General features: G+C 63.7%; 18 protein-coding genes. 1 reads left to right on the top strand and 17 read right to left on the bottom strand.

Annotated elements, in window-relative coordinates:
* Window positions 1-52 precede the first annotated feature (52 nt).
* The 10 genes from CSQ85_RS10580 to CSQ85_RS10535 all read right to left on the bottom strand — a co-directional run bounded on the left by CSQ85_RS10580 (window position 53) and on the right by CSQ85_RS10535 (window position 9015).
* Window positions 53-487, bottom strand: coding sequence for an aspartate carbamoyltransferase regulatory subunit (locus CSQ85_RS10580; RefSeq protein ID WP_107041652.1), 435 nt, complete (start codon window positions 485-487; stop codon window positions 53-55).
* A complete protein-coding gene (gene pyrB, locus CSQ85_RS10575; protein ID WP_150384032.1) occupies window positions 487-1449 on the bottom strand; it encodes an aspartate carbamoyltransferase in 963 nt (320 codons plus the stop codon). The genes CSQ85_RS10580 and pyrB overlap by 1 nt, the downstream gene beginning before the upstream one ends.
* A gap of 237 nt (window positions 1450-1686) precedes the next feature.
* A complete protein-coding gene (locus tag CSQ85_RS10570; RefSeq protein ID WP_190973012.1) occupies window positions 1687-2532 on the bottom strand; it encodes an HAD family hydrolase in 846 nt (281 codons plus the stop codon).
* A 137-nt stretch (window positions 2533-2669) separates the two neighbouring features.
* On the bottom strand, window positions 2670-4103 hold the full coding sequence (locus CSQ85_RS10565) for a 6-phospho-beta-glucosidase (RefSeq protein WP_107041649.1): 1434 nt from the start codon (window positions 4101-4103) through the stop codon (window positions 2670-2672).
* 3 nt (window positions 4104-4106) lie between these two features.
* Window positions 4107-4433, bottom strand: a complete 327-nt coding sequence (locus tag CSQ85_RS10560; RefSeq protein WP_150384005.1) for a PTS lactose/cellobiose transporter subunit IIA — start codon at window positions 4431-4433, stop codon at window positions 4107-4109.
* Between the two features lie 42 nt (window positions 4434-4475).
* Window positions 4476-4775 carry a PTS sugar transporter subunit IIB gene (locus CSQ85_RS10555; RefSeq protein ID WP_107041647.1) on the bottom strand — a complete coding sequence of 100 codons (300 nt, stop codon included), beginning with the start codon at window positions 4773-4775 and terminating at the stop codon, window positions 4476-4478.
* 160 nt (window positions 4776-4935) lie between these two features.
* A complete protein-coding gene (locus tag CSQ85_RS10550; protein WP_150384004.1) occupies window positions 4936-6291 on the bottom strand; it encodes a PTS sugar transporter subunit IIC in 1356 nt (451 codons plus the stop codon).
* A gap of 420 nt (window positions 6292-6711) precedes the next feature.
* Complete coding sequence (locus CSQ85_RS10545; protein ID WP_150384003.1) at window positions 6712-7407, bottom strand: GntR family transcriptional regulator; 696 nt, start codon at window positions 7405-7407, stop codon at window positions 6712-6714.
* A complete protein-coding gene (locus CSQ85_RS10540) occupies window positions 7404-8264 on the bottom strand; it encodes a Cof-type HAD-IIB family hydrolase (RefSeq protein ID WP_223846944.1) in 861 nt (286 codons plus the stop codon). The genes CSQ85_RS10545 and CSQ85_RS10540 overlap by 4 nt, the downstream gene beginning before the upstream one ends.
* 40 nt (window positions 8265-8304) lie before the next feature.
* The gene (locus CSQ85_RS10535) at window positions 8305-9015 is read right to left on the bottom strand and encodes a GntR family transcriptional regulator (protein ID WP_150384002.1); all 711 of its coding nucleotides are present in this window, start codon (window positions 9013-9015) and stop codon (window positions 8305-8307) included.
* 453 nt (window positions 9016-9468) lie between these two features.
* On the opposite strand from CSQ85_RS10535, the gene CSQ85_RS10530 reads away from it, so the two are divergent.
* Entirely contained in the window at window positions 9469-10209 is a 741-nt protein-coding gene (locus CSQ85_RS10530) for an alpha/beta hydrolase (RefSeq protein WP_223846948.1), read from the top strand.
* A gap of 117 nt (window positions 10210-10326) precedes the next feature.
* Here CSQ85_RS10530 and CSQ85_RS10525 read toward each other — a convergent pair whose 3' ends face one another.
* From CSQ85_RS10525 to CSQ85_RS10495, 7 genes are all read right to left on the bottom strand, one after another.
* Window positions 10327-11112, bottom strand: coding sequence for a DUF4391 domain-containing protein (locus CSQ85_RS10525; RefSeq protein WP_150384000.1), 786 nt, complete (start codon window positions 11110-11112; stop codon window positions 10327-10329).
* Window positions 11109-12005 (bottom strand): HAD family hydrolase, encoded by an 897-nt coding sequence (locus tag CSQ85_RS10520; protein ID WP_150383999.1) that lies wholly within the window; start codon window positions 12003-12005, stop codon window positions 11109-11111. Before CSQ85_RS10520 ends, CSQ85_RS10525 begins: the two co-directional genes overlap by 4 nt.
* A 20-nt stretch (window positions 12006-12025) precedes the next feature.
* Entirely contained in the window at window positions 12026-15136 is a 3111-nt protein-coding gene (locus CSQ85_RS10515) for a bifunctional [glutamine synthetase] adenylyltransferase/[glutamine synthetase]-adenylyl-L-tyrosine phosphorylase (protein ID WP_150383998.1), read from the bottom strand.
* 59 nt (window positions 15137-15195) lie between these two features.
* A complete protein-coding gene (locus tag CSQ85_RS10510; RefSeq protein ID WP_223846943.1) occupies window positions 15196-15468 on the bottom strand; it encodes a hypothetical protein in 273 nt (90 codons plus the stop codon).
* Between the two features lie 110 nt (window positions 15469-15578).
* Window positions 15579-16796, bottom strand: coding sequence for a multiple monosaccharide ABC transporter permease (mmsB, locus tag CSQ85_RS10505; RefSeq protein ID WP_150383997.1), 1218 nt, complete (start codon window positions 16794-16796; stop codon window positions 15579-15581).
* Window positions 16796-18349 (bottom strand): sugar ABC transporter ATP-binding protein, encoded by a 1554-nt coding sequence (locus CSQ85_RS10500; protein ID WP_107041637.1) that lies wholly within the window; start codon window positions 18347-18349, stop codon window positions 16796-16798. Before CSQ85_RS10500 ends, mmsB begins: the two co-directional genes overlap by 1 nt.
* Window positions 18350-18449: 100 nt before the next feature.
* On the bottom strand, window positions 18450-19610 hold the full coding sequence (locus CSQ85_RS10495; protein WP_150383996.1) for a substrate-binding domain-containing protein: 1161 nt from the start codon (window positions 19608-19610) through the stop codon (window positions 18450-18452).
* Window positions 19611-19620 lie beyond the last annotated feature (10 nt).

Raw genomic sequence — 19620 nt, 5'->3', positions numbered from 1 at the left:
CCTCCTTGTGCTCCTTGTGCTCGTTATGCGGAGTGCTCGTTATGCGGATCGGCTACAGCTTGGCTTCCTCGTCGCAGTAGTCGCAGCGGTATTCCTGACGCCCGGAGTGCGTCAGGTGGAACATCTGGTCGATGCCGCGCTCGGTGGTGGTCACGCAACGGGGGTTGCGGCAGGTGAGGATGTTGACCACGTGCTCGGGCAGGGTCGGGGTCTTCTTCTCGACGATGGTGCCGCCGCGCACGATGCCGACGGTCGCGGTGCGAGCCACGAGGCCGAGCACGTCGAGGTCGATGGCCGGGTTGTCCTCGCCTTCGCGGTCCTCGATCTTGATGATGTCCTTCGAGCCGTACAGGTGGCTGTCGGTGTTCATGATCAGGGCGAGCTTGGTCTTCGCCGGGTCGATCTTCAGGTATTCGAGCACCTTGAGCGCGGTGCCGGCCGGCACATGATCGATGATGATGCCGTTTTGGATGCTGGTGACCTCCATCAGGCCTGGACCTCCTTGGATTCGAGCGGTTCGTATCCGGGCAGTTCGTCGCCCACGACGGAGCTTTCGAGCGCCATGCGCATGAGCATGCCGTTCTTGACCTGCTCGAAGTACGCGGCGCGCGGGTCGTCGTCGACCTCGACGGCGATCTCGTTGACGCGCGGCAGCGGGTGCAGCACGGCCATGTCCTTCTTCGCGTGGGAGAGCTTGTCCTCGTCGAGGATGTAGGTGTCGCGCAGACGCAGGTAGTCGTCCTCGTTGAAGAAGCGCTCCTTCTGCACACGCGTCATGTACAGCACGTCGAGGTCGCCGATCACGGAGACGAGGTCCTTGACCTCGGTGTAAGAGCAGGACGGGGTCGCGTCGATGCGGTCGAGCACGTACTGCGGCGTCTTGAGCTCGTCGGGGCTGATGAGCACGAAGTTCACGTTGCCGAAGCGGCACAGCGTCTCGATCAGGGAGTGCACGGTGCGGCCGAACATGAGATCGCCGCACAGGCCGACCGTCAGGTTCGTGACGCGGCCGAAGCGCGACTGGAGGGTCGCAAGGTCGGCGAGCGTCTGCGTGGGGTGCATGTGGCCGCCGTCGCCGGCGTTGATGACCGGCACGGACGCGGCGCGGGAGGCGACCAGCGCGGCGCCCTCCTTCGGGTGGCGGATCGCGACCACGTCGACGTAGTTGGAGACGGTCTTGAGGGTGTCGGCGATGGACTCGCCCTTGGTGACGGAGGCGAGCTGCGCGCCGGCGAAGCCGATCACCTTGCCGCCGAGACGCAGCATCGCGGTCTCGAAGCTCAGACGCGTGCGGGTCGAGGGCTCGTAGAACAGCGTGGCCAGCACCCTGCCGTCGCAGGTGTGCGCCACTTCCTTACGATTCGAATCGATGTATTGCGCCTTGTGCAGCAGATCCCTGATCTGGGCGATGGACAGATCATCCAGCGAAATGACGCTCTTACCGATCATCGGCGTCTCCGCCGGCTCTTGTGGAGTTGACACGGCTCACCTTTCGTGCGTGAAGCGGATAAGGTGGCCACTAACGTGACCTATCCGACTATAGACCATTTCGCCGACTCGCGACGCGGCTCCGCGTCACCCGCGCGTCACCGCGCGTTCACCGTTCCGGCGGCTGCCGCCGGATCAAGTCAGACCGGTTCGGATCAGTCCAGACCGGTTCAGATCGGTTCAGATCAGATACAGCCGTCAGATCAGGCCGAGATGCTCGAAGGCGTGGGCGATGCCGTCGTCGTCGACCGCGGTGGTGACCCAGTCGGCGACGGATTTGATGCCGTCCGTGGCGTTGCCCATCGCCACGCCCACGCCGGCCGTCTCGATCATCTCCGTGTCGTTCTCGGAATCGCCGATGGCCACGGTGTCGGCGATGTCGACGCCGTAGAGGTCCGCCACGTACCTCAATCCCGTGCCCTTGTTGACCCCGGGCGTCATGCCCTCGCCGTTGGTGGGCGCCTCGAGGCCCATCGACCCGCTGACGATCTTGAGGCTCGGCCCGACCGCCTCGCGGATGTCGTCCAGCGTGAGGCGCGACGAGGACGGCGCGAAGAACGTGCACTTCGAGCCGGGCACGAGCTCGCCCAGCGGCACCTTGTCCAACCATGCTTCGGCCTTCGCGTCCTCGAGCACGCGCCACCAGTCGCCGCCGTATCCGGGGTGCATGGTGCGGCGCACCCAGTCGACGTGCGCCATGTACCCGGCGGACGCCCACAGGCCGCGCGAGGACTGCCACATGTAGTTGACGCCGATCTCGTCGAACACATGCGAAGCGTGCGTGACGACCGCGGGGTCGATGAACCGGTCGAGCAGCACCTTGCCGTCGATCTCGACGTACGCGCCGATCGCGCCGACGATGCCGTCGAATCCGGGGGCCAGCACCTCGTCGTCGATCTCCGGCCGCGAGCGCCCCGTGTCGATGAACACGAGATGCCCGTTGCGCTGCGCCGTGTGGATCGCGTCGAGTGTGGACGGCGCGATCACATGGTCACGGCCGAAGAGCGTGCCGTCGATGTCGAGGAAGACGATTGCGCGATTCATGTACGCTCCTTCACGTTCGTGTCCGTTCATATCCGTTTCCTTTCACGATACGACGAAATCCTCCCGCCGCATGATGCGAAGGGAGGATTTCGTTCGTCGTCACGTCCCGCGGGACGTGGCATGGCCGGTCATCGGGCTCACAGCTCCTCGCCGTTGCTCTCGATGACCTTCTTGTACCAGTAGAAGGACTTCTTGCGACGACGCTCGAAGGTGCCGTGGCCCTCGTCGTCGGCGTCGACATAGATCATGCCGTACCGCTTCTTCATCTCGCCGGTGCCGGCGGAGACCAGGTCGATGCAGCCCCAGATGTAGTAGCCGCGCACGTCGACGCCGTCCTCTTCGACCGCCTTCTTCATCTCGCTGATGTGGGCGGAGAGGTAGTCGATGCGGTTGTCGTCGTTGATGCTGCCGTCGGCCTCGACCGTGTCGTAGGCACCGAAGCCGTTCTCGACCACGTAGATCGGCATGGCGTAGCGGTCGTAGAGGCGGCGCAGCGCGTAGCGCAGGCCCTGCGGGTCGATGGTCCAGCCCCAGTCGGTGGCCTTCAGGTACGGGTTGGGGACCTCGCCGGCCACTTGCGTGGTCGGGGTGATCTCCTTGGACGCGGACGCGGAGACGGTGGCGGACATGTAGTAGCTGATGGAGATGAAGTCCATGATGCCGCCGGCGATGATCTCCTCGTCACCGGGCTCCATCTGGATCTCGATGCCCTCGTTCTGCCAGCGCTTGCGCAGGTACTCGGGGTACTTGCCGTGCGCGTAGACGTCGGTGAACAGGAACTTGTCGCGCATGCGCTCCTCGGCGTAGATCGCGTCCGCCGGGTTGCAGGTGGCCGGGTAGACCGGAGTGAAGGCGATCATGCAACCCATCTGGAAGTTCGGGTTGATCTCGTGGGCCTTCTTCACGACCAGTGCGGAGGCGACGAACTCGTTGTGCACGGCCTGCCAGATCTTCTGCTTGCGCTCCTGCATCGGAGTGTTCTCGTCGAAGTACACGCCCGAGTTGGTCCAGCCGAAGAACGGCATGCCCATGTTCATCTGGTTGTTGACCTCATTGAAGGTCAGCCAGTACTTGACCTTGTCCTTGTACCGTTCCAGCACGGTGGTGGCGAAGCGGACGAAGCAGTCGATCGCCTTGCGGTTGGTGAAGCCGCCCATCTTCGCGAGGTGCAGCGGCAGCTCGAAGTGGGAGAGGGTGACCAGCGGCTCGATGCCCTTGGCGAGCATGTCGTCGAACAGGTCGTCGTAGAACTTGAGGCCCTCCTCGTTCGGCTCCGCGTCGTCGCCGTTCGGGAAGATGCGGGTCCATGCGATCGAGGTGCGGAAGGAGCGGAAGCCCATCTCCTGGTACAGGGAGTGGTCCTCCTTGTAGCGGTGGTAGTAGTCGTTGCCCCAGTGGTTCGGGTAGACCTTGCCGTCGATGATGCCGTCGGTGATCTCACGAGGCACGCCGTGGCGGGCCGCGGTCATCACGTCGGCGACGGACATGCCCTTGCCACCCTCGTTCCATGCGCCTTCAAGCTGGTGCGCGGCAACCGCGCCGCCCCACAGGAAGTTCTTCGGGAAAGCCATCGTTCAGTTCTCCTTGTTCTCGAGTTTCTTGTAGACGTCGATGAGTTCGATCACCATGGTGCGGATCACCTCGGCGCTCATCATCTGGTCCTCGACGTGGGTCATGAGCAGGGTCGGGGCGACAGGATTGCCGGCAGCCTCCTGCTGCACCATCGCCGAGTGTGCCTCGTGGCCGGCGTTGTAGCTTTCCAGACCGCTGGCCAGCAGCTCCTCGGCCTTCGCGTAGTCGCCGGTCTTGGCGGCGCGCAGGGCCTCGATGTAATCGGACTTCGCGGTGCCCGCGGCCGTGATCATCTGGAAGCAGGTCATCTCATATTCTTCTTGCGTCATCGCATATGCCTTTCGCTGTGACTGAGAATGGATGGGCGATCGTCACTTGGCGATTTCGATGGCGTGGGCGAGCACCTTGTCGCCACGCATCATGCCGTAGTCGCGCGGGTCAATGGCGTCGACGCCGGCACGGTCGCCGAAGTTGTTCTTGACGTTGGACAGCTCGTAGCGAACCTGCGGGCCGAGGAGGATGACGTTCGCGTCGGACGCCTTGACGTCGAGCTCGGTGACCGGGCAGGCGCTGATGGTGACGTCGACGCCCTTCTTGACGGCGGCCTCCTGCATCTTCTTGACGAGCATGCTGGTGGACATTCCGCTGGCGCAGCACAGGACGATCTTCATGGTGATTCCTTTCGTTGTGACGACCTTCATCGGCCGTCGATGTTGGTGATTGTTGGTGGGTATGAGTTGGGTGCGAGAACTGTCGGTTTGGATGGCCGCCCGCCCGTTCTCGTCAGCGGGCGGCCAAGTGTCGGTTGTTCGCCGGAACGGGAATGATCCGTCAGGCCTCGGCCTCGGCGGCGGCCATCTCGGCCTCCTCCTTGACGTAGATGCGGTCCTGCATCTTGACGAACGGCAGGTAGATCAGCGTGGAGACCGCGGTGATGATGATCTGCAGCAGCGATCCCTTCCACCCGGCGACGATGAAGCCGGAGATGATCGGCGGGGTCGTCCACGGCACCTGCACCGCGCCGAACGGAGCGATGAATCCGGTGATCTGCACGAAGTACATGATGACGATCGCGGCGAGCGGGGAGAGGATGAACGGGGCGAGGAAGTACGGGTTGAAGCAGATCGGCAGACCGAAGATGACAGGCTCGTTGATGTTGAACAGGCCGGGCACGAAGGACATCTTGGAGACCTCGCGCAGCTGCTGGGAGCGGCCGACGATGAACACCGCGATGAGCAGGCCGAGGGTCAGACCGCAGCCGCCGAACTTGTTGAACAGATCGAACAGCTGAGGGGTGATGATGTGCGCGCCGTTCTCGCGGGTGAGGGCGGTACCGGCGTCGATGAGCTGCTGATTGGCAAGGGAGTTCGCGGTGGCGAGCGGCAGGAGGATGCCCTGCATGACGTTCGGGCCGTGGATACCGCACCAGAACATGAGCGGCGGCAGGATCGCGAAGATGATGGCGCCGGCGAGGTTGTCGGTCAGGCCCTGAAGAGGCGCCTGGATGACCTTGAAGATCATCTCGGTGAGGGACACGCCGCCGAAGATCTCGCACAGCTGGTAGGCGAGGGCCGAAACGCACAGCACGATGAAGCCGGGGATGAGCGCGGAGAACGCGTTCGACACGCCCTCGGGCACGGAATCAGGCATCTTGATGCGCACGTTCTTCTTGATGCACTTGGTAAAGACCCAGGAGGAGAACAGGCCGCAAATGACGGCGGAGATGATGCCGTTACCGCCGACCCAGGTCAAGGGGATGACGTTGGCGACCTCGGCAGTGATCCCCTTGGGCAGGGCGTCGACAGTGCTGTGGTCGATGCCGAACGATGACGGGGAGACACAGAAGAAGGAGACCATGGCGAGGATGGCGCCGGAGATGCCGTCCAGCTTCTCGTTATGCACGTAGGAGTAACCGACGCCGACTGCGACGACGATGGCCAGCACATTGAACGTGGCGGAATACGCTTGGTTCAGACCGATATCCCAGTTCTCGGTCAGGTACTTCGACATGAAGTCGGCGTAGCCGGTGATCGGGATGTTCGCGACCAGCAGGAAGATCGAGCCAAGCAGGGTGACCGGAAGCGTCAGGATGAACGCATCCTTCAAGGCAACCACGATCTTGAAGGTGCTGAACCGAGCGAAGCCCTTCATCATGGCATCGCCAGCAGCTTGGAAATGCTCCTTCATTGGATTACTCCTTGTTTCTCCTATTCACATCGCTGTGAGATAGTTCCATTCCTTGTAACCTGAAGTACGAACTCTATGAAGTTGTTCGAACTTCTTGGCTATAGTATGCACTTGTTCGAACTACTTGTCAAAATGCGACACGCCGGTATTTTCAACGATTTGACGACATTTATACAGCTCTCATTAACTACGTTAACGCTCACACTGGCATAAAACTGCCAAAGTTATACGAATAACTTTTCTTATCTTTTACCTGCACGCACATGCACCCGAACGCCCCCACGCAATCACATACGCACATGCCTCCCGATACGAGAAGACGGCGCCACCCCTCCTCGGGGTGGCGCCGTCATACGCCGCAGCTTCGGATGCCGTGTCGCACCTGCAACGCACCGCACGGCCAGGCCGATCCAGCCCGTGTCAACTCACGTCATACATGCTGAAGAACCTGCCGAGACGGTAGTTGTAATAGCTCACCGAAACATCGAACACCGTGCCGTTCATGCTGTACACCTCGTCCTCCACGATCAGTGTCGGCTCCCCCGGCGTCAACCCCATGGTCAACGCCACGTCCTCGGGCATCGCATCGGCGCGGAATGACTTGTCGACGAAACGGACCACGACGTCCTGACTATCGGCCAGATATCTGAAGATGGAACCCATCGCGATATGTTCGTCAAGGTATTTGACCACGGGCTGGAGAAAGAACGCATGCTCCAGCAGCAACGGCTCCCCTCTCAGAAAACGAATCCTCTTCAACTCGTACACGCGGTCATCTGGATCGCATTTCAGCCTCCCGGCAACGGTATCGCCGGCCTTGCGCAGTCCGATCGACAACACCTTGGAGACCAAATCCCCAGGGGGGAACGACGCGCTCAACCCACTGAGGTTGACGCTCACGAACCCCTCACGGGAACGTTCATGTACATACATGCCGCCGCCGCGCACCGAATACACACGTCCCTGCGTGACCAACTCCGCGATGGCCTTACGCACGCAGTAGCGCGTGACCTCATACCGTTGCATGAGCTGGCTCTCCGTCGGCAATTTGCCGTCGGCATACGTGCCCTTGTCTATTTCGTCGGCTATCGCCGCGGCCAATTCGTGGAATTTCATGCCAGCTCCAATCGTTCGAAGGCGTGTGCGAGACCGTCGGCCTCGACGTCGTCGGTGATGAGGTCGGCCCTCGCCTTGACGTCGTCCGAGCCATTGCCCATCGCGACGCCGAACGCGCAGTACTCGAGCATCGGCACGTCGATGGTCGCGTCGCCGAACGCGATGGTGTCGGCCCTGTCGGCTCCGAGGTGCGCCAGCAACACATCGATGGCGTGCGCCTTGGTGATGCCCTTGACGCCGAGGTCACCCCACAGCGCCGTGGCATCCCTGCCGCCCCATGTGCCGTTCTGCAGGTCGTCGAACCGTTCCCTGGTATCAAGGAAATCCTGATAGGAACCGAGCACGTAGCTGATCTTGTTGACATCGTCGCGATACAGCTCGCCGTCGTAGATCATCTCCGGATAGCCGTCGCGCACGGTCATCGTGCAGGCGCCCTCCTTGCCCTTGCGCGCGGAGTACTCGCGCACGGCGGCGAGCGCCCCCTCCTCGAACCCCTCGCTGGCGTACAGACCGCTGTTGCTTTCGAGATAGAACGCAAGGCCGCGCGAATTGAGCCAATCGACCGCCCGTGCGCACTGCTCGAGGGCGAGCGTCCGGTGCATGACGACTTCGCCGTCGCTCTCGACATAGCTGCCATTGCCGCCGATCATGCCGTCGAGGCCGATCTCCCACAGCGGCGGATACACCTCGGCCTTGCTGCGTCCGGTGCAGATGTACACCTTGTGGCCGTTCGCCCGCGCCTTGCGGATAGCCTCGACCGCCGAGTCGGGCAGGTTGTTCTCGTAGTCGACCAATGTCCCGTCGACGTCGAGCAGGATGATCTTGGGCTTCATTGTTTTCTCTTCCGTCTTTGTCATATCGTTCTGCTGTCGATCTCGCTGGAACCCGTTCTACCGATCACCCCACTGATGATCTCGCGAAGAAACGTACTTTGCGACGATCACCGATCAGAACCGAGTAATTGAGAGTTCTACCGTCTTCGAGAAATACCTCAGATTCAAGACGGGGGACGAGCTCCCCCTCGTGTAGACCAAGCTCTTTGGCCTCTTCGGCATCAAGCTCATGCACATCGAACACCCTATCGGCGTATCCGAAGTTCCGTCCAAGTACATTGCGCGCATATCCGAAGAGCGACCCTTCAGCTATGTGCAGATCAAGATACGGCACCACATCCTTGGGAAACCAAGATTTCTCGAAAAACCATGGCTCCCCATCGATCAAGCGCACCCTGACAACTTTCCATACCTGAGTTCCAACAGTACAACGCAGCCTCTCTGCCAGCCTGGCATCCGCACGCAACATGGACAGTTCACGAACTCTGGATCGAACCTTGCGTCCCGGATACTCCGAGGATAACCCGCGCATGTCACAAATCGGTATATAGTCGTTGTCTTCCCGACCGTCACGGACATAGACGCCGCTGCCTCGCATGGAGAACACGATGCCCATGTCAGCCAGTGAACCCAGCGCCTTGCGCACGCCGTATCGCGTTGCGCCATATTGCTCCATCAGCTGCTCCTCGGTGGGCAGCTTGCCGTTCCTGCCGAATTCACCGGCTTGAATGCGCGATCGCAACTGTTCGACAATCACCTGATAGTCGCGCGCCATCCTCGCCTCCTTCACGATCGGCCCATGCCGGCATCCTCATCGAACCGGTTACGACCATGCGCCATCGTCCACATTCATCATATCGCACAACCTCTAGTTATTCGAACTTCTCAAAGTTGTCGGCGTGTACAAACGTACATATCGATTTGTCTCGAGAGAAACCGTCGCTGACGGCGGCTCAGCGTCAGGTTCTCTCGGGGAATTGGGCGGTTTCGAGAGAAACCGTCGCTTGACTCGACCTAGCGACGGGTTCTCTCGAGAACAGACCTCGTTTCGAGAAAAACCGTCGCTCACAATGGTTCAGCGTCAGGTTCTCTCGAGAACCGGGCTCGTTTCGAGAGAACCTGACGCCTAGACTGGAGACGGATCGGAAACGACATCCGAGGAGAATCGAAAGACCCCCGAGACGGACCGGAAACGACGCCGATGGGCGAGGGAGGATCGACGATGCAGCTGCGTATGACCAGTCAGATCAATGTTCCACAGGCAGGATCGCCGTTCGACGACCGGCTGTTCATCATGTTCCACGGGTACGGCAACGACGAGCGCGAGATGATCCGCATCATCGACGCGGTCTACGCCGACGGCGGTCTCGATGGCGATCTCGACAACGATAGCGACAACGATGACGATAACAATGGTGACAACGGCGACGACTCCTCCGACGTCACCGGACCGCACCCGTCCGCCGCGGCCTCAACCGTAACCGCCACCCCAAGCTATCTCTCGTTCCGAGGCACCTACGACCGGCCATACATGGGCGGCGCGTACTGGTATCCGGACGGCTGCGGGGTCGAAGAACGGCGCCGTGCGTGCACGGCCGTCGGCGATACGCTGGTCCCGCTGCTCGACAACCCGCTGTTCGCCGGCCGTCGCAAGGTCCTCATCGGCTTTTCGCAGGGCGGCTATCTCTCCTATCGGCTCGTTCTCGAGCATCCGGACGCGTTCGACGCGGCCATCCTCATGAGCCCGTCATTCAAGGGCGAGGAAACCACCCGACTCGACTCCCCCACCCGGTTCCTGCTCGCCTACGGTTCCCAGGACCACACGATCCCGTTCGACGATCAGCGCAACGCCCGCCGCGTCCTCGAGTCCGCCGGACACCTCACCTACCGCGAGTATGCGGGGATGGGCCACGCGATCCGCGACGAGGAGATTCGCGACATCCGCGCGTTCCTCACGGACACGAAGTGACGCGCCCCAAAGCCCCGGTTCTCCAAGGCATCCAAAGCCACCGAGACAGGCCGAGGCCGAAGGGCCCGGCAGCGCCCCCACCCAGAGACCCCGGACCCCGGACCCGACCACCTCGACTCACCCCTCCATCTGCGCGATCTGCGCACGTACCTTGTGCAGCTTCGCGTAGATCTCATTGCGTTGCGCGGGGTTCTTCGCGCGCTGGTGGTCGCGTGAGAGCTTCGACTCGTCGGCCTTGAGCCGGGCGATCAGGTCCCGCCGCGCGATGCGCGCATCAAGGTCCGTCCCGTCCGCGTCCCCCAGCACGGCCTGCGCGCACAGCGAATGCCACAGCGTGTCCATCGTCCGGGGCACGGCTTCCGCGGAACCGGCATCGTCCGTATCTCCCGCGACAGCGGCCCCGGCGACCCCGACCTCCAGCTGCGCCTCGCCGGCAGGCATCCAACGCCCCGCGTACACCTTCGCGACCGCAGGCCGCCCCGGCTTGACCGGCACGGCGCGGCGTACCGCGAACGCGCACTCCTCGCGCGTCGTTCCCTCGAACGGCACGTCCCGCACGCACACGAACACGATGCCCGACTTGCTGCGGATCGACGAGATGAGCTCGACGATCTCGGCCGGCACCACGTCGGTTTTGCCGGTGAGTTTCAGCCCGATGACGAGCACCTCCGGGATCCTGCCGGCGACCGCCTCAAGACCGGTGTTGGCCGGGCGCATCAGCGCGAGCATCGTGATCGACTCGACCTCGGTGTTCAGCCGCTGCTTCAGCTTGGCTGAGATCGGCAGCTTGAGGAACATCGCCTTGGGCAGCGCACCCTTCGCTTCGGGCACCGCCATCGAAACCGGCAATCCCAGGGTCAGCGCGGACACGGACCCGCAGCGGGCAACGGCAACAGGCATCATCGACCGTCCTTTCCATCAGTTTCGGCATCATCGCTCCGGGCGTCCCCGTCACCGGTCAGCCCCAGCGTGCGGAACGCGTTGGCCAGGCCGTCGTCGTGGATGTCGGTGGTGACGAGGTCGCAGAAGTCCTTGATGCCGTGGATCGCGTTGCCCATCGCCACGGACGTGCCGGCAGCCTTGAGCATCGCGGTGTCGTTGTCGCTGTCGCCGATGGCGATCGTGTCGGCGATGTCGTAGCCGAGGCGCGCGGCCACCTCGCGCACGGCGGTGCCCTTGTCGACGCCGTTGATGAGCAGCTCGCCGTTGTTCGGCGAGATCTTGTCGTACGAGCCGTGCACGGTTTCGAACCACGGGGCGAGGTCGCGACGCGTCTCCTCGAAGCTCACGTCCGGGTCGGGGCCGGTGAAGTACGATCCCTTGCTCACGTGGATCACCTGTCCGAGCGTGGAGCCCGACGGGATCTCGATCTCATCAAGGCGATGCCAGAACCGCGCGAACTCGCCGCGGTTCCACGCCGATCCCTTCTCCTCGAGATGACGGCGATAGCCCTCCGAGATGTACATGCCGTCGGCGCCCTGCCATTGGTACGCCTCGATGTGGTGCTCGCGGAAGTACCTGTCGGCCGCGTCGATCGCCTCCGGCGGAACGAACCGCTGGAACAGCACCTTGCTGCCCATGTTCGCCTGCGCGCCCGCGACCGACACCACGCCGTCGAATCCCAGATCGAGGATGCTCTTCTCGATCTTCGGCATGGACCGGCCGGTGCAGATGAACAGCCGGTGGCCGTTCTTCTGCGCCTCGCGGCATGCGAGCGCCGCCGATTCGGGCACGATGTGCCTCTCGTCGGCCAGCGTGCCGTCGATGTCGATGAACACCAGTTTGCTGGACACCATGTTGCTCCCCTTCCGAAAGATCAGCGGCCGTAGAACAGGCGTTCGGCCACTTCTCGCGCCTTGCGCATCACCGCAAGCAGGTCGTTCTCGAAATGCTGCCCGCGATTCGCGTCGTACCCGAGGTACACGGCGATGCCGCCGAGCGAGTACATGTCGTCGGGCAGGATGTCCGCCTGACGCGCGCGGCCGCTCCACAGGTAGTTGCCGTTGCGCGCGGCCGTGCACATCGTCCACGCGCGTCGCAGGGTGAACGCGTCGGCCTTGGAGATGATCTTGCGCGCCTCGAGCACGTCGAGCGCCGGCAGCGTGCCGTTGACGCGCAGGTCGGCGATGTCGCCCGCGTGTTCGAGCTGCATGAGCTGCACGGTCCATTCGACGTCGGACAGGCCGCCCTTGCCGAGCTTGAGGTGACGATCGCGGCGCACGCCGCGCGGCAGGCGTTCGGCCTCCATGCGCGCCTTGAGCTTGCGGATGTCGCCGATCTCGGTGTCGGTCAGGTCCACATGCGGGTAGCGCAGCGGGTCGGCGATGTTGGTCAGGAAGTCGTGCGCGAGCTCCCTGTCGCCGGCCGCGTACCGGGCGCGCAGCAGCGCCTGATGCTCCCAGGTGCTCGCCCACGAGCGGTAGTACTCCTCGCAGGAGGCGTAGGAGCGCACGAGCGGGCCGTTTTTGCCCTCGGGGCGCAGGTCCAGATCGAGTTCGATCTGCGGCTCCAGCGTGGTGGGCCCCTGCAGGATGGCGCGCAGGTCCTCGACGACCTTGCGCGCGAACAGGTTCGCCGTCCCCTCGTCGACGTGCGCCCCGTCCGTGGGACGGTAGATGAGGATCGCGTCGGCGTCGGAGCTGAAGTTGACCTCACGCCCGCCGTACCGTCCCATGCCGATGACGGCGAGCGCGGCCGGCGCCGACGTCAGCCCGCCCTCGCGCACGCGACGGCGGACCGCCCATTCGAGCGACGCCTCGATGATCGCGTCGTACACGTCGGTCATGCCCTTGAGGCTGGCGGCGTCGTCCATCACGCCGCTCATCCATGCCAGTCCGATGCGCTCGATCTCGTGGCGGCGCATCGCGCGCATCGAGGTGGCGAAGTCGTTGATGTTCTCGGCGTTGCGTTCCAGCGAGGAGCGGCATTGCACGTCGAGACTCTCGCGGGTGCGCGCCTTGAGCCGATCGTCGTCGCCCAGCCAGGTGACCGATTCGACCGACTTGTTGAGCGCGTCGCCGAGGAACCGGGAGTTGGACAGCACATGGCACAGGCGCTGGGCGGCGGAGTTGGAGTCGCGCAGGAAGCCGAGGTACTCGCTTTCGGTGCCGAAGTGCTCCTCGAGCTTGCGCCAGTTGAGCAGGCCCATGTCCGGGTTCTGCCCTTGTCCGAGCCATTCGAGCACGGCGGGCAGGATGATGCGGTTGATCTTGGCGGCCCGTCCGATGCCGGCGGTCAGGGCGGCGACGTGGCGCATGGCGGCATCCGGGTCGCCGAAGCCGATGGAGCTGAAACGCTCCTGCGCGGCGGTCTTGCTCAGGTCGATCTGGTCGTCCTCGAGCTGCGCGGAGACGGGCAGCATCGGACGATAGTAGATGTCGAGGTGCAGGTGGCGCACCTCGCGTCGGGTCTCGTCGTAGCGTTCGACGAGCTCCTCGGGGTGCATGCGGAAGGCGCGGGCCACGCGGCGCAGCTCCTGGTTCTGGTTCAGCTCGTCGACGTCGACGTCGCGCTTGCGTTCGAGCCCGCCGAGGTTCGCCGTGGCGCCGAGATCCGGGAACAGGTGGGTGCGCTTGAGCCCCCACATCTGCTGGCGGTGTTCGAGCACGCGTTCGAAGCGGTAGTCGGCGGAAAGCCGGGCCGCCTGTTTGCGCGAGACGTAGCCGCCTTCGGCGAGCCTCGCCAGCGATTCGAGCGTGGAGCGGGTGCGCAGCGTCTCGTCGGAGCGCCCGTGGACGAGCTGGAGCATCTGCACGGTGAATTCGACGTCGCGCAGGCCGCCGCGCCCGAGTTTGATCTCGCGGTCCTTGAGCGGCGCGGGGATCAGGTCCTCGACGCGTTTGCGCATCTGCTGGCAGTCGTAGACGAAGTTGTCGCGCTTGGAGGCGGTCCATACGAACGGGCGGGTCATCTCCATGTACTGACGGCCGAGCTCGGGGTCGCCGGCCACCGGCCGCGCCTTGAGCAGCGCCTGGAACTCCCAGTTCTCGGCCCACTGCTGGTAGTAGCCCTCGTGCGATTCGATGGTGCGCACGAGCGGGCCGTCCTTGCCTTCGGGTCGAAGCCCCCCGTCGATCTGCCACAGGGTGGGTTCGGCGACGCCCATGATGATGGACTGGCAGACGCGCTGCAGCGTGGTGGCCATCTTGGTGCCGGTGCGCAGCAGCTCTTGCCGCCCGATCTCCTTGTCGGCCGGCTCGACGGCGTAGATGAGGTCGACGTCGGAGACGTAGTTCAGTTCCTGGGCGCCGAGCTTGCCCATGCCGATGATGACGAAGCGCACATGCTCGCTTCCCTTGACCTCGTGGCGGGCGATGGCGAGCGCGCCTTCGAGGGCCGCGTCCGCCAGATCGGACAGGCCGCGGCTGATCGTGGGCTGGATCGCGCACGGATCGGCGGCGGTGGCGTCCTGCGCCATGATCGCGGCGAGCTGGCGGCGGTAGGTGCCGCGCAGCGCGGTGGCGGCGTCGGCGAGCTCCTTGGTGGCGACGGGTGCGGTTAGATCGCCGGGATCGGCGCCGACGGCCTTCAGGACGTGGGCGCGGCGCTGTTCGCGGGTGTACAGGTGGCTGTTGCAGGCGTCGGTGGACGCCGCCTCGACCAGTTCGGGGCGGAAGCGCATGAGCTTGCCGAGCTCGTCGGAGACGCCGAGCACGGTGATGAGCCGTTCGAAGGCCGCCGCGTCGGGCACCATGCGGTCGAAGTCGCGCCCCTGGCTCTGCACGGCGTTGGTGATGCTCACGAGGTTGGCGAGCGCGCCGTCGGGGTCGCACGCCTCGGCGAGCGCCTTCAGGACGAATCGCAGACGGTCGGACGGCACGCCATCGGCCCTGAGACGGTCGAACATGCCGCGGGCTTCGTCGAGGTTCTGCAATCCCGCTCGGATCAGGTCCATCGCGGATGGCTGGAAGGCGTCACTTGCGTTCATACTTAGCTAATGTACACGGAACGCACGCGCCACGGCGGACGTCGCGTCCGCGGTGCGGACTATTTGCGGGCGTCGCCGCCGTTCACGCCATCGTTCTTGCCGTCGCCGTTCGCGCCGTCGTCCTCGTCATCGTCCTTGGCGTTCCAGCCGATGATGGCGTTGTATCCGGTCCATCCGATGACGACGAGCAGGCACAGGGAGAAGACGATGGTGGCCCAGTTGGTCAGGGAGCCGTCGGAGTTGGCCTCCATGAGCGACTGGACGAGCCAGGCCACGCAGGCCACGCAGGTGAGCGCGTAGAGGCGCGCGGTCGATTGCTTGTTGAGTTTCATGATGTGCGGTTCCCTTCTGATACGGCGAATGGGGTCCGCGCCCCGGGACCGAAAGCCCCTATAAGCGCGGACCCCATTCTAGGAGGAGGAGCGGGATGAAGTCAGGCGGTTCAGCTCTTCTTCTTCTTGGACATGATGTCCACGGCGACGGCCAGCAGGAGCACGAGGCCCTTGATGGTCTTGACGACCGCGGTGTCGACGCCCATGATGGACAGGCCCTGGTTGATGACGCCCATCACGAAGGCGCCGACCACGGCGCCCGGGATGGTGCCGATACCACCGGTGACGGCCGTTCCACCGATGAAGCAGGCGGCGATGGCGTCCATCTCGAACTCCATACCGGCCTGGGCGGTCGCCGAGGCGAGGCGGGAGAGCATGCACACCGCGGCGACGGCGGACAGGAAGCCCATGTGGACGAACAGGAGGAAGTCCACGCGGCGGGTGTTGATGCCGGAGAGGATGGCGGCCTTGCGGTTGCCGCCGACGGCGTACACGTGGCGTCCGAACACGGTCTTGGTCAGGATGAAGTTGTAGATGAACACGAGCACGCCGACGATGACCAGCATGATCGGGGTGCCGCCCTGATCGGCGTTGCCGGAGGAGGCGAGCAGGTAGGTCACGAAGATGATGACGATGGTGGCGAGCACGATCTTGAGGATCGTCAGGCTCATCGGCTCGGGCACGAGGCCGACCTTGGCGACGCGGGCGCGCTTGCGCAGCTGGCTCCAGGCGAAGGCGGCGATGCACAGGATGCCGAGGACGATCGTCAGACCGTCGAACGGACCCCACCAGCCGAGGATGTTCGGCAGGTAGTTACGGGCGATGCCGCGGAACTCGAGGGAGGTGATCGGGACGGACTCGCCGACGATGACGGTGGCGAGACCACGGAAGATGAGCATGCCGGCCAGCGTGGTGATGAAGCCCGGGATGCCGACGACGGCGACCCAGAAGCCCTGCCAGACGCCGACGATGAGGCCGACGATCAGGGCCACGAGGATGGCGACCATCCAGTTGACGCCCTGGCGTTCCATGAGCAGGGCGCACACGCCGCCGATGAAGGCGACCAGCGAGCCGACGGACAGATCGATGTGCGTGGCGATGATGACCATCACCATACCGATGGCGAGGATGATCACGTACGCGTTCTGCTGGATCAACGACACGAAGGAGTTCGGCTTGAGCAGGACGCCTCCGGTCAGGATCTGGAACGCGACGACGATGACCAGCAGCGCGCCGACGATGCCGTACTGGCGGGCGTTGTTGGCGACGGTGGCCAGCAGGCCGACCTTCTCTTCTTTCTTAGCAGGTGTTGCGGTTGCGGCGCTCATCAGGCTGCCACCTCCCTTTCCTTGGTCATACCCTTCATCAGGTATTCCTGGGTGAATCCATTCTTCTCAACATTGTCGGTGACGACACCGTAGGAGACCGTGTAGATGCGGTCGCAGATGCCGATGAGCTCGGGCAGCTCGGAGGAGATCACGATGACGGCCTTGCCGGCGTCGGCCAGCTGGTCGATGATCTCGTAGATCTCGTACTTCGCGCCGACGTCGATGCCTCGGGTCGGCTCATCGAGGATGAGGATGTCCGGCTGCGAGATGACCCACTTGGCGAGCAGCACCTTCTGCTGGTTGCCGCCGGAGAGGGTGGAGACGTTCACATCGATGTCGTGGCACTTGATGTTGAAGTCCTTGCGGTACTGCTCGACTTCCTTGCGCTCGATGTTGTCGTCCATCACGCCGTACTTGCTCATCTTCGTGAGGCTCGCCAGGGAGGCGTTCTCGCGGATGTTCTGCAGCAGGTTCAGGCCGTTGCCCTTGCGGTCCTCGGTGGCGTAGGCGAGGCCCGCGTCGATGGCGGACTGCACGTTGGGCAGGTGGACCTCCTTGCCCTTGACGAACACCTTGCCGGAGATGTTGGAGCCGTAGGAGTGTCCGAAGATCGACATCGCCATCTCGGTGCGGCCGGCGCCCATCAGGCCCGCCAGACCGACGATCTCGCCGGCGTGCACGTTGATGTTCGCGTGGTCGACGATGACGCGCTCGGAGTCGAGCGGGTGGTGGACAGTCCAGTCCTCGACGCGCAGGAACTCGGCGCCGGGCTTGTTGGAGGGGTGGTCCGGGTACAGGTTGTGCAGCGGGCGGCCGACCATCTTGCGGATGAGCTCCTCCTGGTCGAGGGGCGTCTCCGGGGTGACGTACATGACGCCGACGGTGGAGCCGTCTCGGATGATGGTGACGGTGTCCGCGATGGCGGCGACCTCGTTGAGCTTGTGCGTGATGATGATGCTCGTCACGCCCTGCTTGTCGCGCAGCTGGCGCACCAGGTCGAGCAGGTGGGCGGAGTCCTCGTCGTTCAGGGCCGCGGTGGGCTCGTCGAGGATGAGCAGCTTCACGTCCTTGGACAGGGCCTTGGCGATCTCGACGAGCTGCTGCTTGCCGACGCCGATGTCCATGACCTTGGTGTCCGGGTCCTCGGGAAGGCCGACGCGGTCGAGCAGCTTCTTGGCCTCGGCACGGGTCTCGTCCCAGTCGATCACGCCGCCCTTGGCGCGTTCGTTGCCGATGAAGATGTTCTCGGCGATCGACAGGAAGGGGCTCAGGGCGAGCTCCTGATGGATGATCACGATGCCGTCGGCCTCGGAGTCGTTGATCGTGTGGTACTTGCATTCCTTGCCGTCAAAGGTGATCTTGCCGGAATAGCTGCCGTAGGGGTAGACACCCGAAAGCACGTTCATCAGGGTCGATTTGCCCGCGCCGTTCTCGCCGCAGATGGCGTGGATCTCGCCACGCCCCACTTCGAGGTTCACGTTGGTGAGCGCCTTGACCGGTCCGAACGTCTTCGTGATGTTCTCCATCGTCAAAATGGTGTCATTGTCTGACATGTCATCACTCCTCGTTCACAGTGCTGGTTTCATGGACATGCGGCGCACGGTAGCGCCATGCGCCGCATGTCGTTGGATTCGTGGGAATCTTTTCGGGACGTTACTTGGTCAGCTCGTCGAAACGATCCTGGGTGATGTAGTTGGCCTTGACGAGGTCGTCGAGGTTGTCCTTGGTGATGTTCTGCGGGTCGAGGAGCTTGGACGGCACGTCGATGTTGTTGTTGTTGAACTTGCCGTTGATGCCCGAGACCTCCTTGTTCTCCGCGATCTCGACGATCATGTCGTAGACGGCGTCGGCGAGCTTGTTGACGTCCTTGAAGACAGTCTCGCCCTGCTTGTCCTTGGCGATGTTGGCGACCGCGATCTCCATGGCGTCCTGGCCGGTGATGTAGGGCCAGGTGTCGGTGCCGGGCTTCATGTCCGGACGCTTGGACTCGATGGCGTTGATGACGCCCTGGGCGATGCCGTCGTACGGGGTGAGGACCGCGTCGAGCTTCTCACCGTGCGCGTAGGTGGAGTCGAGGATGGACTCCATGTCCTTCTGCGCCTGCTCGGTCTTCCAGCTCATGACGGAGATCTTCTGCCAGTCCTCGACGGTGAAGTCCTTGGTCACGCCGCCCTGGCCGTGCTGGGACGGGGAGACGAGGACGCCCTTCTCGAAGTACGGCTGGAGGAGGTCCCAGGCGCCCTTGAAGAAGTACTTGGCGTTGTTGTCGTCCGGGGAGCCGGTGAACAGCTCGATGTTGAACGGGCCGGTGGCGCCCTTCTCGAGGCCGAGCTTGTCGATCAGCCAGGTGGCCTCGAGCACGCCGACCTGCTCCAGCTGGAAGGTGGCGTAGTAGTCGACGGCGTCGGTGTTCATGATGAGGCGGTCGTAGGCGATGACCTTGGCGCCGGCGTCGCGGGCCTTCTCGACCGCGGGGCCGACGGCGGTGCCGTCCTTGGAGGCGACGACGACGATCTTCGCGTCGTTGTTGACCATGTTCTCGATGTCGGCGTTCTGCTGGGCCGGCTTGTCGTCGGCGAAGGAGAGGATGACCTTGTATCCGGCCTTCTCCAGCTTGGCCTTGAGGTTGTTGCCGTCCTTGTTCCAGCGCTCCTCGGACTTGGTCGGCATCGAGATGCCGATGGTGGCGCCCTTCTCGATCTTCGCGTCGCCGCCGGCGGCCTGTCCGGTGCGGCTACCGCCGCCGCACGCCGCGAGTCCGGCCATCATGGCGACACCGGCCATCAGGGCCACGATCTTCTTGGTGAACTTCATGTGCTCTCCT

The organism is Bifidobacterium rousetti, from assembly GCF_008698235.1.
GTDB classification, from domain to species: domain Bacteria; phylum Actinomycetota; class Actinomycetes; order Actinomycetales; family Bifidobacteriaceae; genus Bifidobacterium; species Bifidobacterium rousetti.
This window is presented reverse-complemented; position numbering and strand designations above follow the sequence as displayed.

Excerpts from the sequence above, each read along its gene's own strand:
- CSQ85_RS10535 (WP_150384002.1), bottom strand. The coding sequence starts at position 9,015 with ATGGCGCGCGACTATCAGGTGATTGTCGAACAGTTGCGATCGCGCATT.
- CSQ85_RS10560 (WP_150384005.1), bottom strand. The coding sequence starts at position 4,433 with ATGACGCAAGAAGAATATGAGATGACCTGCTTCCAGATGATCACGGCC.
- CSQ85_RS10525 (WP_150384000.1), bottom strand. The coding sequence starts at position 11,112 with ATGATGCCTGTTGCCGTTGCCCGCTGCGGGTCCGTGTCCGCGCTGACC.
- pyrB (WP_150384032.1), bottom strand. The coding sequence starts at position 1,449 with ATGATCGGTAAGAGCGTCATTTCGCTGGATGATCTGTCCATCGCCCAG.
- CSQ85_RS10495 (WP_150383996.1), bottom strand. The coding sequence starts at position 19,610 with ATGAAGTTCACCAAGAAGATCGTGGCCCTGATGGCCGGTGTCGCCATG.
- CSQ85_RS10540 (WP_223846944.1), bottom strand. The coding sequence starts at position 8,264 with ATGACAAAGACGGAAGAGAAAACAATGAAGCCCAAGATCATCCTGCTC.
- CSQ85_RS10500 (WP_107041637.1), bottom strand. The coding sequence starts at position 18,349 with ATGTCAGACAATGACACCATTTTGACGATGGAGAACATCACGAAGACG.
- CSQ85_RS10580 (WP_107041652.1), bottom strand. The coding sequence starts at position 487 with ATGGAGGTCACCAGCATCCAAAACGGCATCATCATCGATCATGTGCCG.
- CSQ85_RS10550 (WP_150384004.1), bottom strand. The coding sequence starts at position 6,291 with ATGAAGGAGCATTTCCAAGCTGCTGGCGATGCCATGATGAAGGGCTTC.
- CSQ85_RS10545 (WP_150384003.1), bottom strand. The coding sequence starts at position 7,407 with ATGAAATTCCACGAATTGGCCGCGGCGATAGCCGACGAAATAGACAAG.
- CSQ85_RS10570 (WP_190973012.1), bottom strand. The coding sequence starts at position 2,532 with ATGAATCGCGCAATCGTCTTCCTCGACATCGACGGCACGCTCTTCGGC.
- mmsB (WP_150383997.1), bottom strand. The coding sequence starts at position 16,796 with ATGAGCGCCGCAACCGCAACACCTGCTAAGAAAGAAGAGAAGGTCGGC.
- CSQ85_RS10515 (WP_150383998.1), bottom strand. The coding sequence starts at position 15,136 with ATGAACGCAAGTGACGCCTTCCAGCCATCCGCGATGGACCTGATCCGA.
- CSQ85_RS10520 (WP_150383999.1), bottom strand. The coding sequence starts at position 12,005 with ATGGTGTCCAGCAAACTGGTGTTCATCGACATCGACGGCACGCTGGCC.
- CSQ85_RS10555 (WP_107041647.1), bottom strand. The coding sequence starts at position 4,775 with ATGAAGATCGTCCTGTGCTGCGCCAGCGGAATGTCCACCAGCATGCTC.
- CSQ85_RS10565 (WP_107041649.1), bottom strand. The coding sequence starts at position 4,103 with ATGGCTTTCCCGAAGAACTTCCTGTGGGGCGGCGCGGTTGCCGCGCAC.
- CSQ85_RS10510 (WP_223846943.1), bottom strand. The coding sequence starts at position 15,468 with ATGAAACTCAACAAGCAATCGACCGCGCGCCTCTACGCGCTCACCTGC.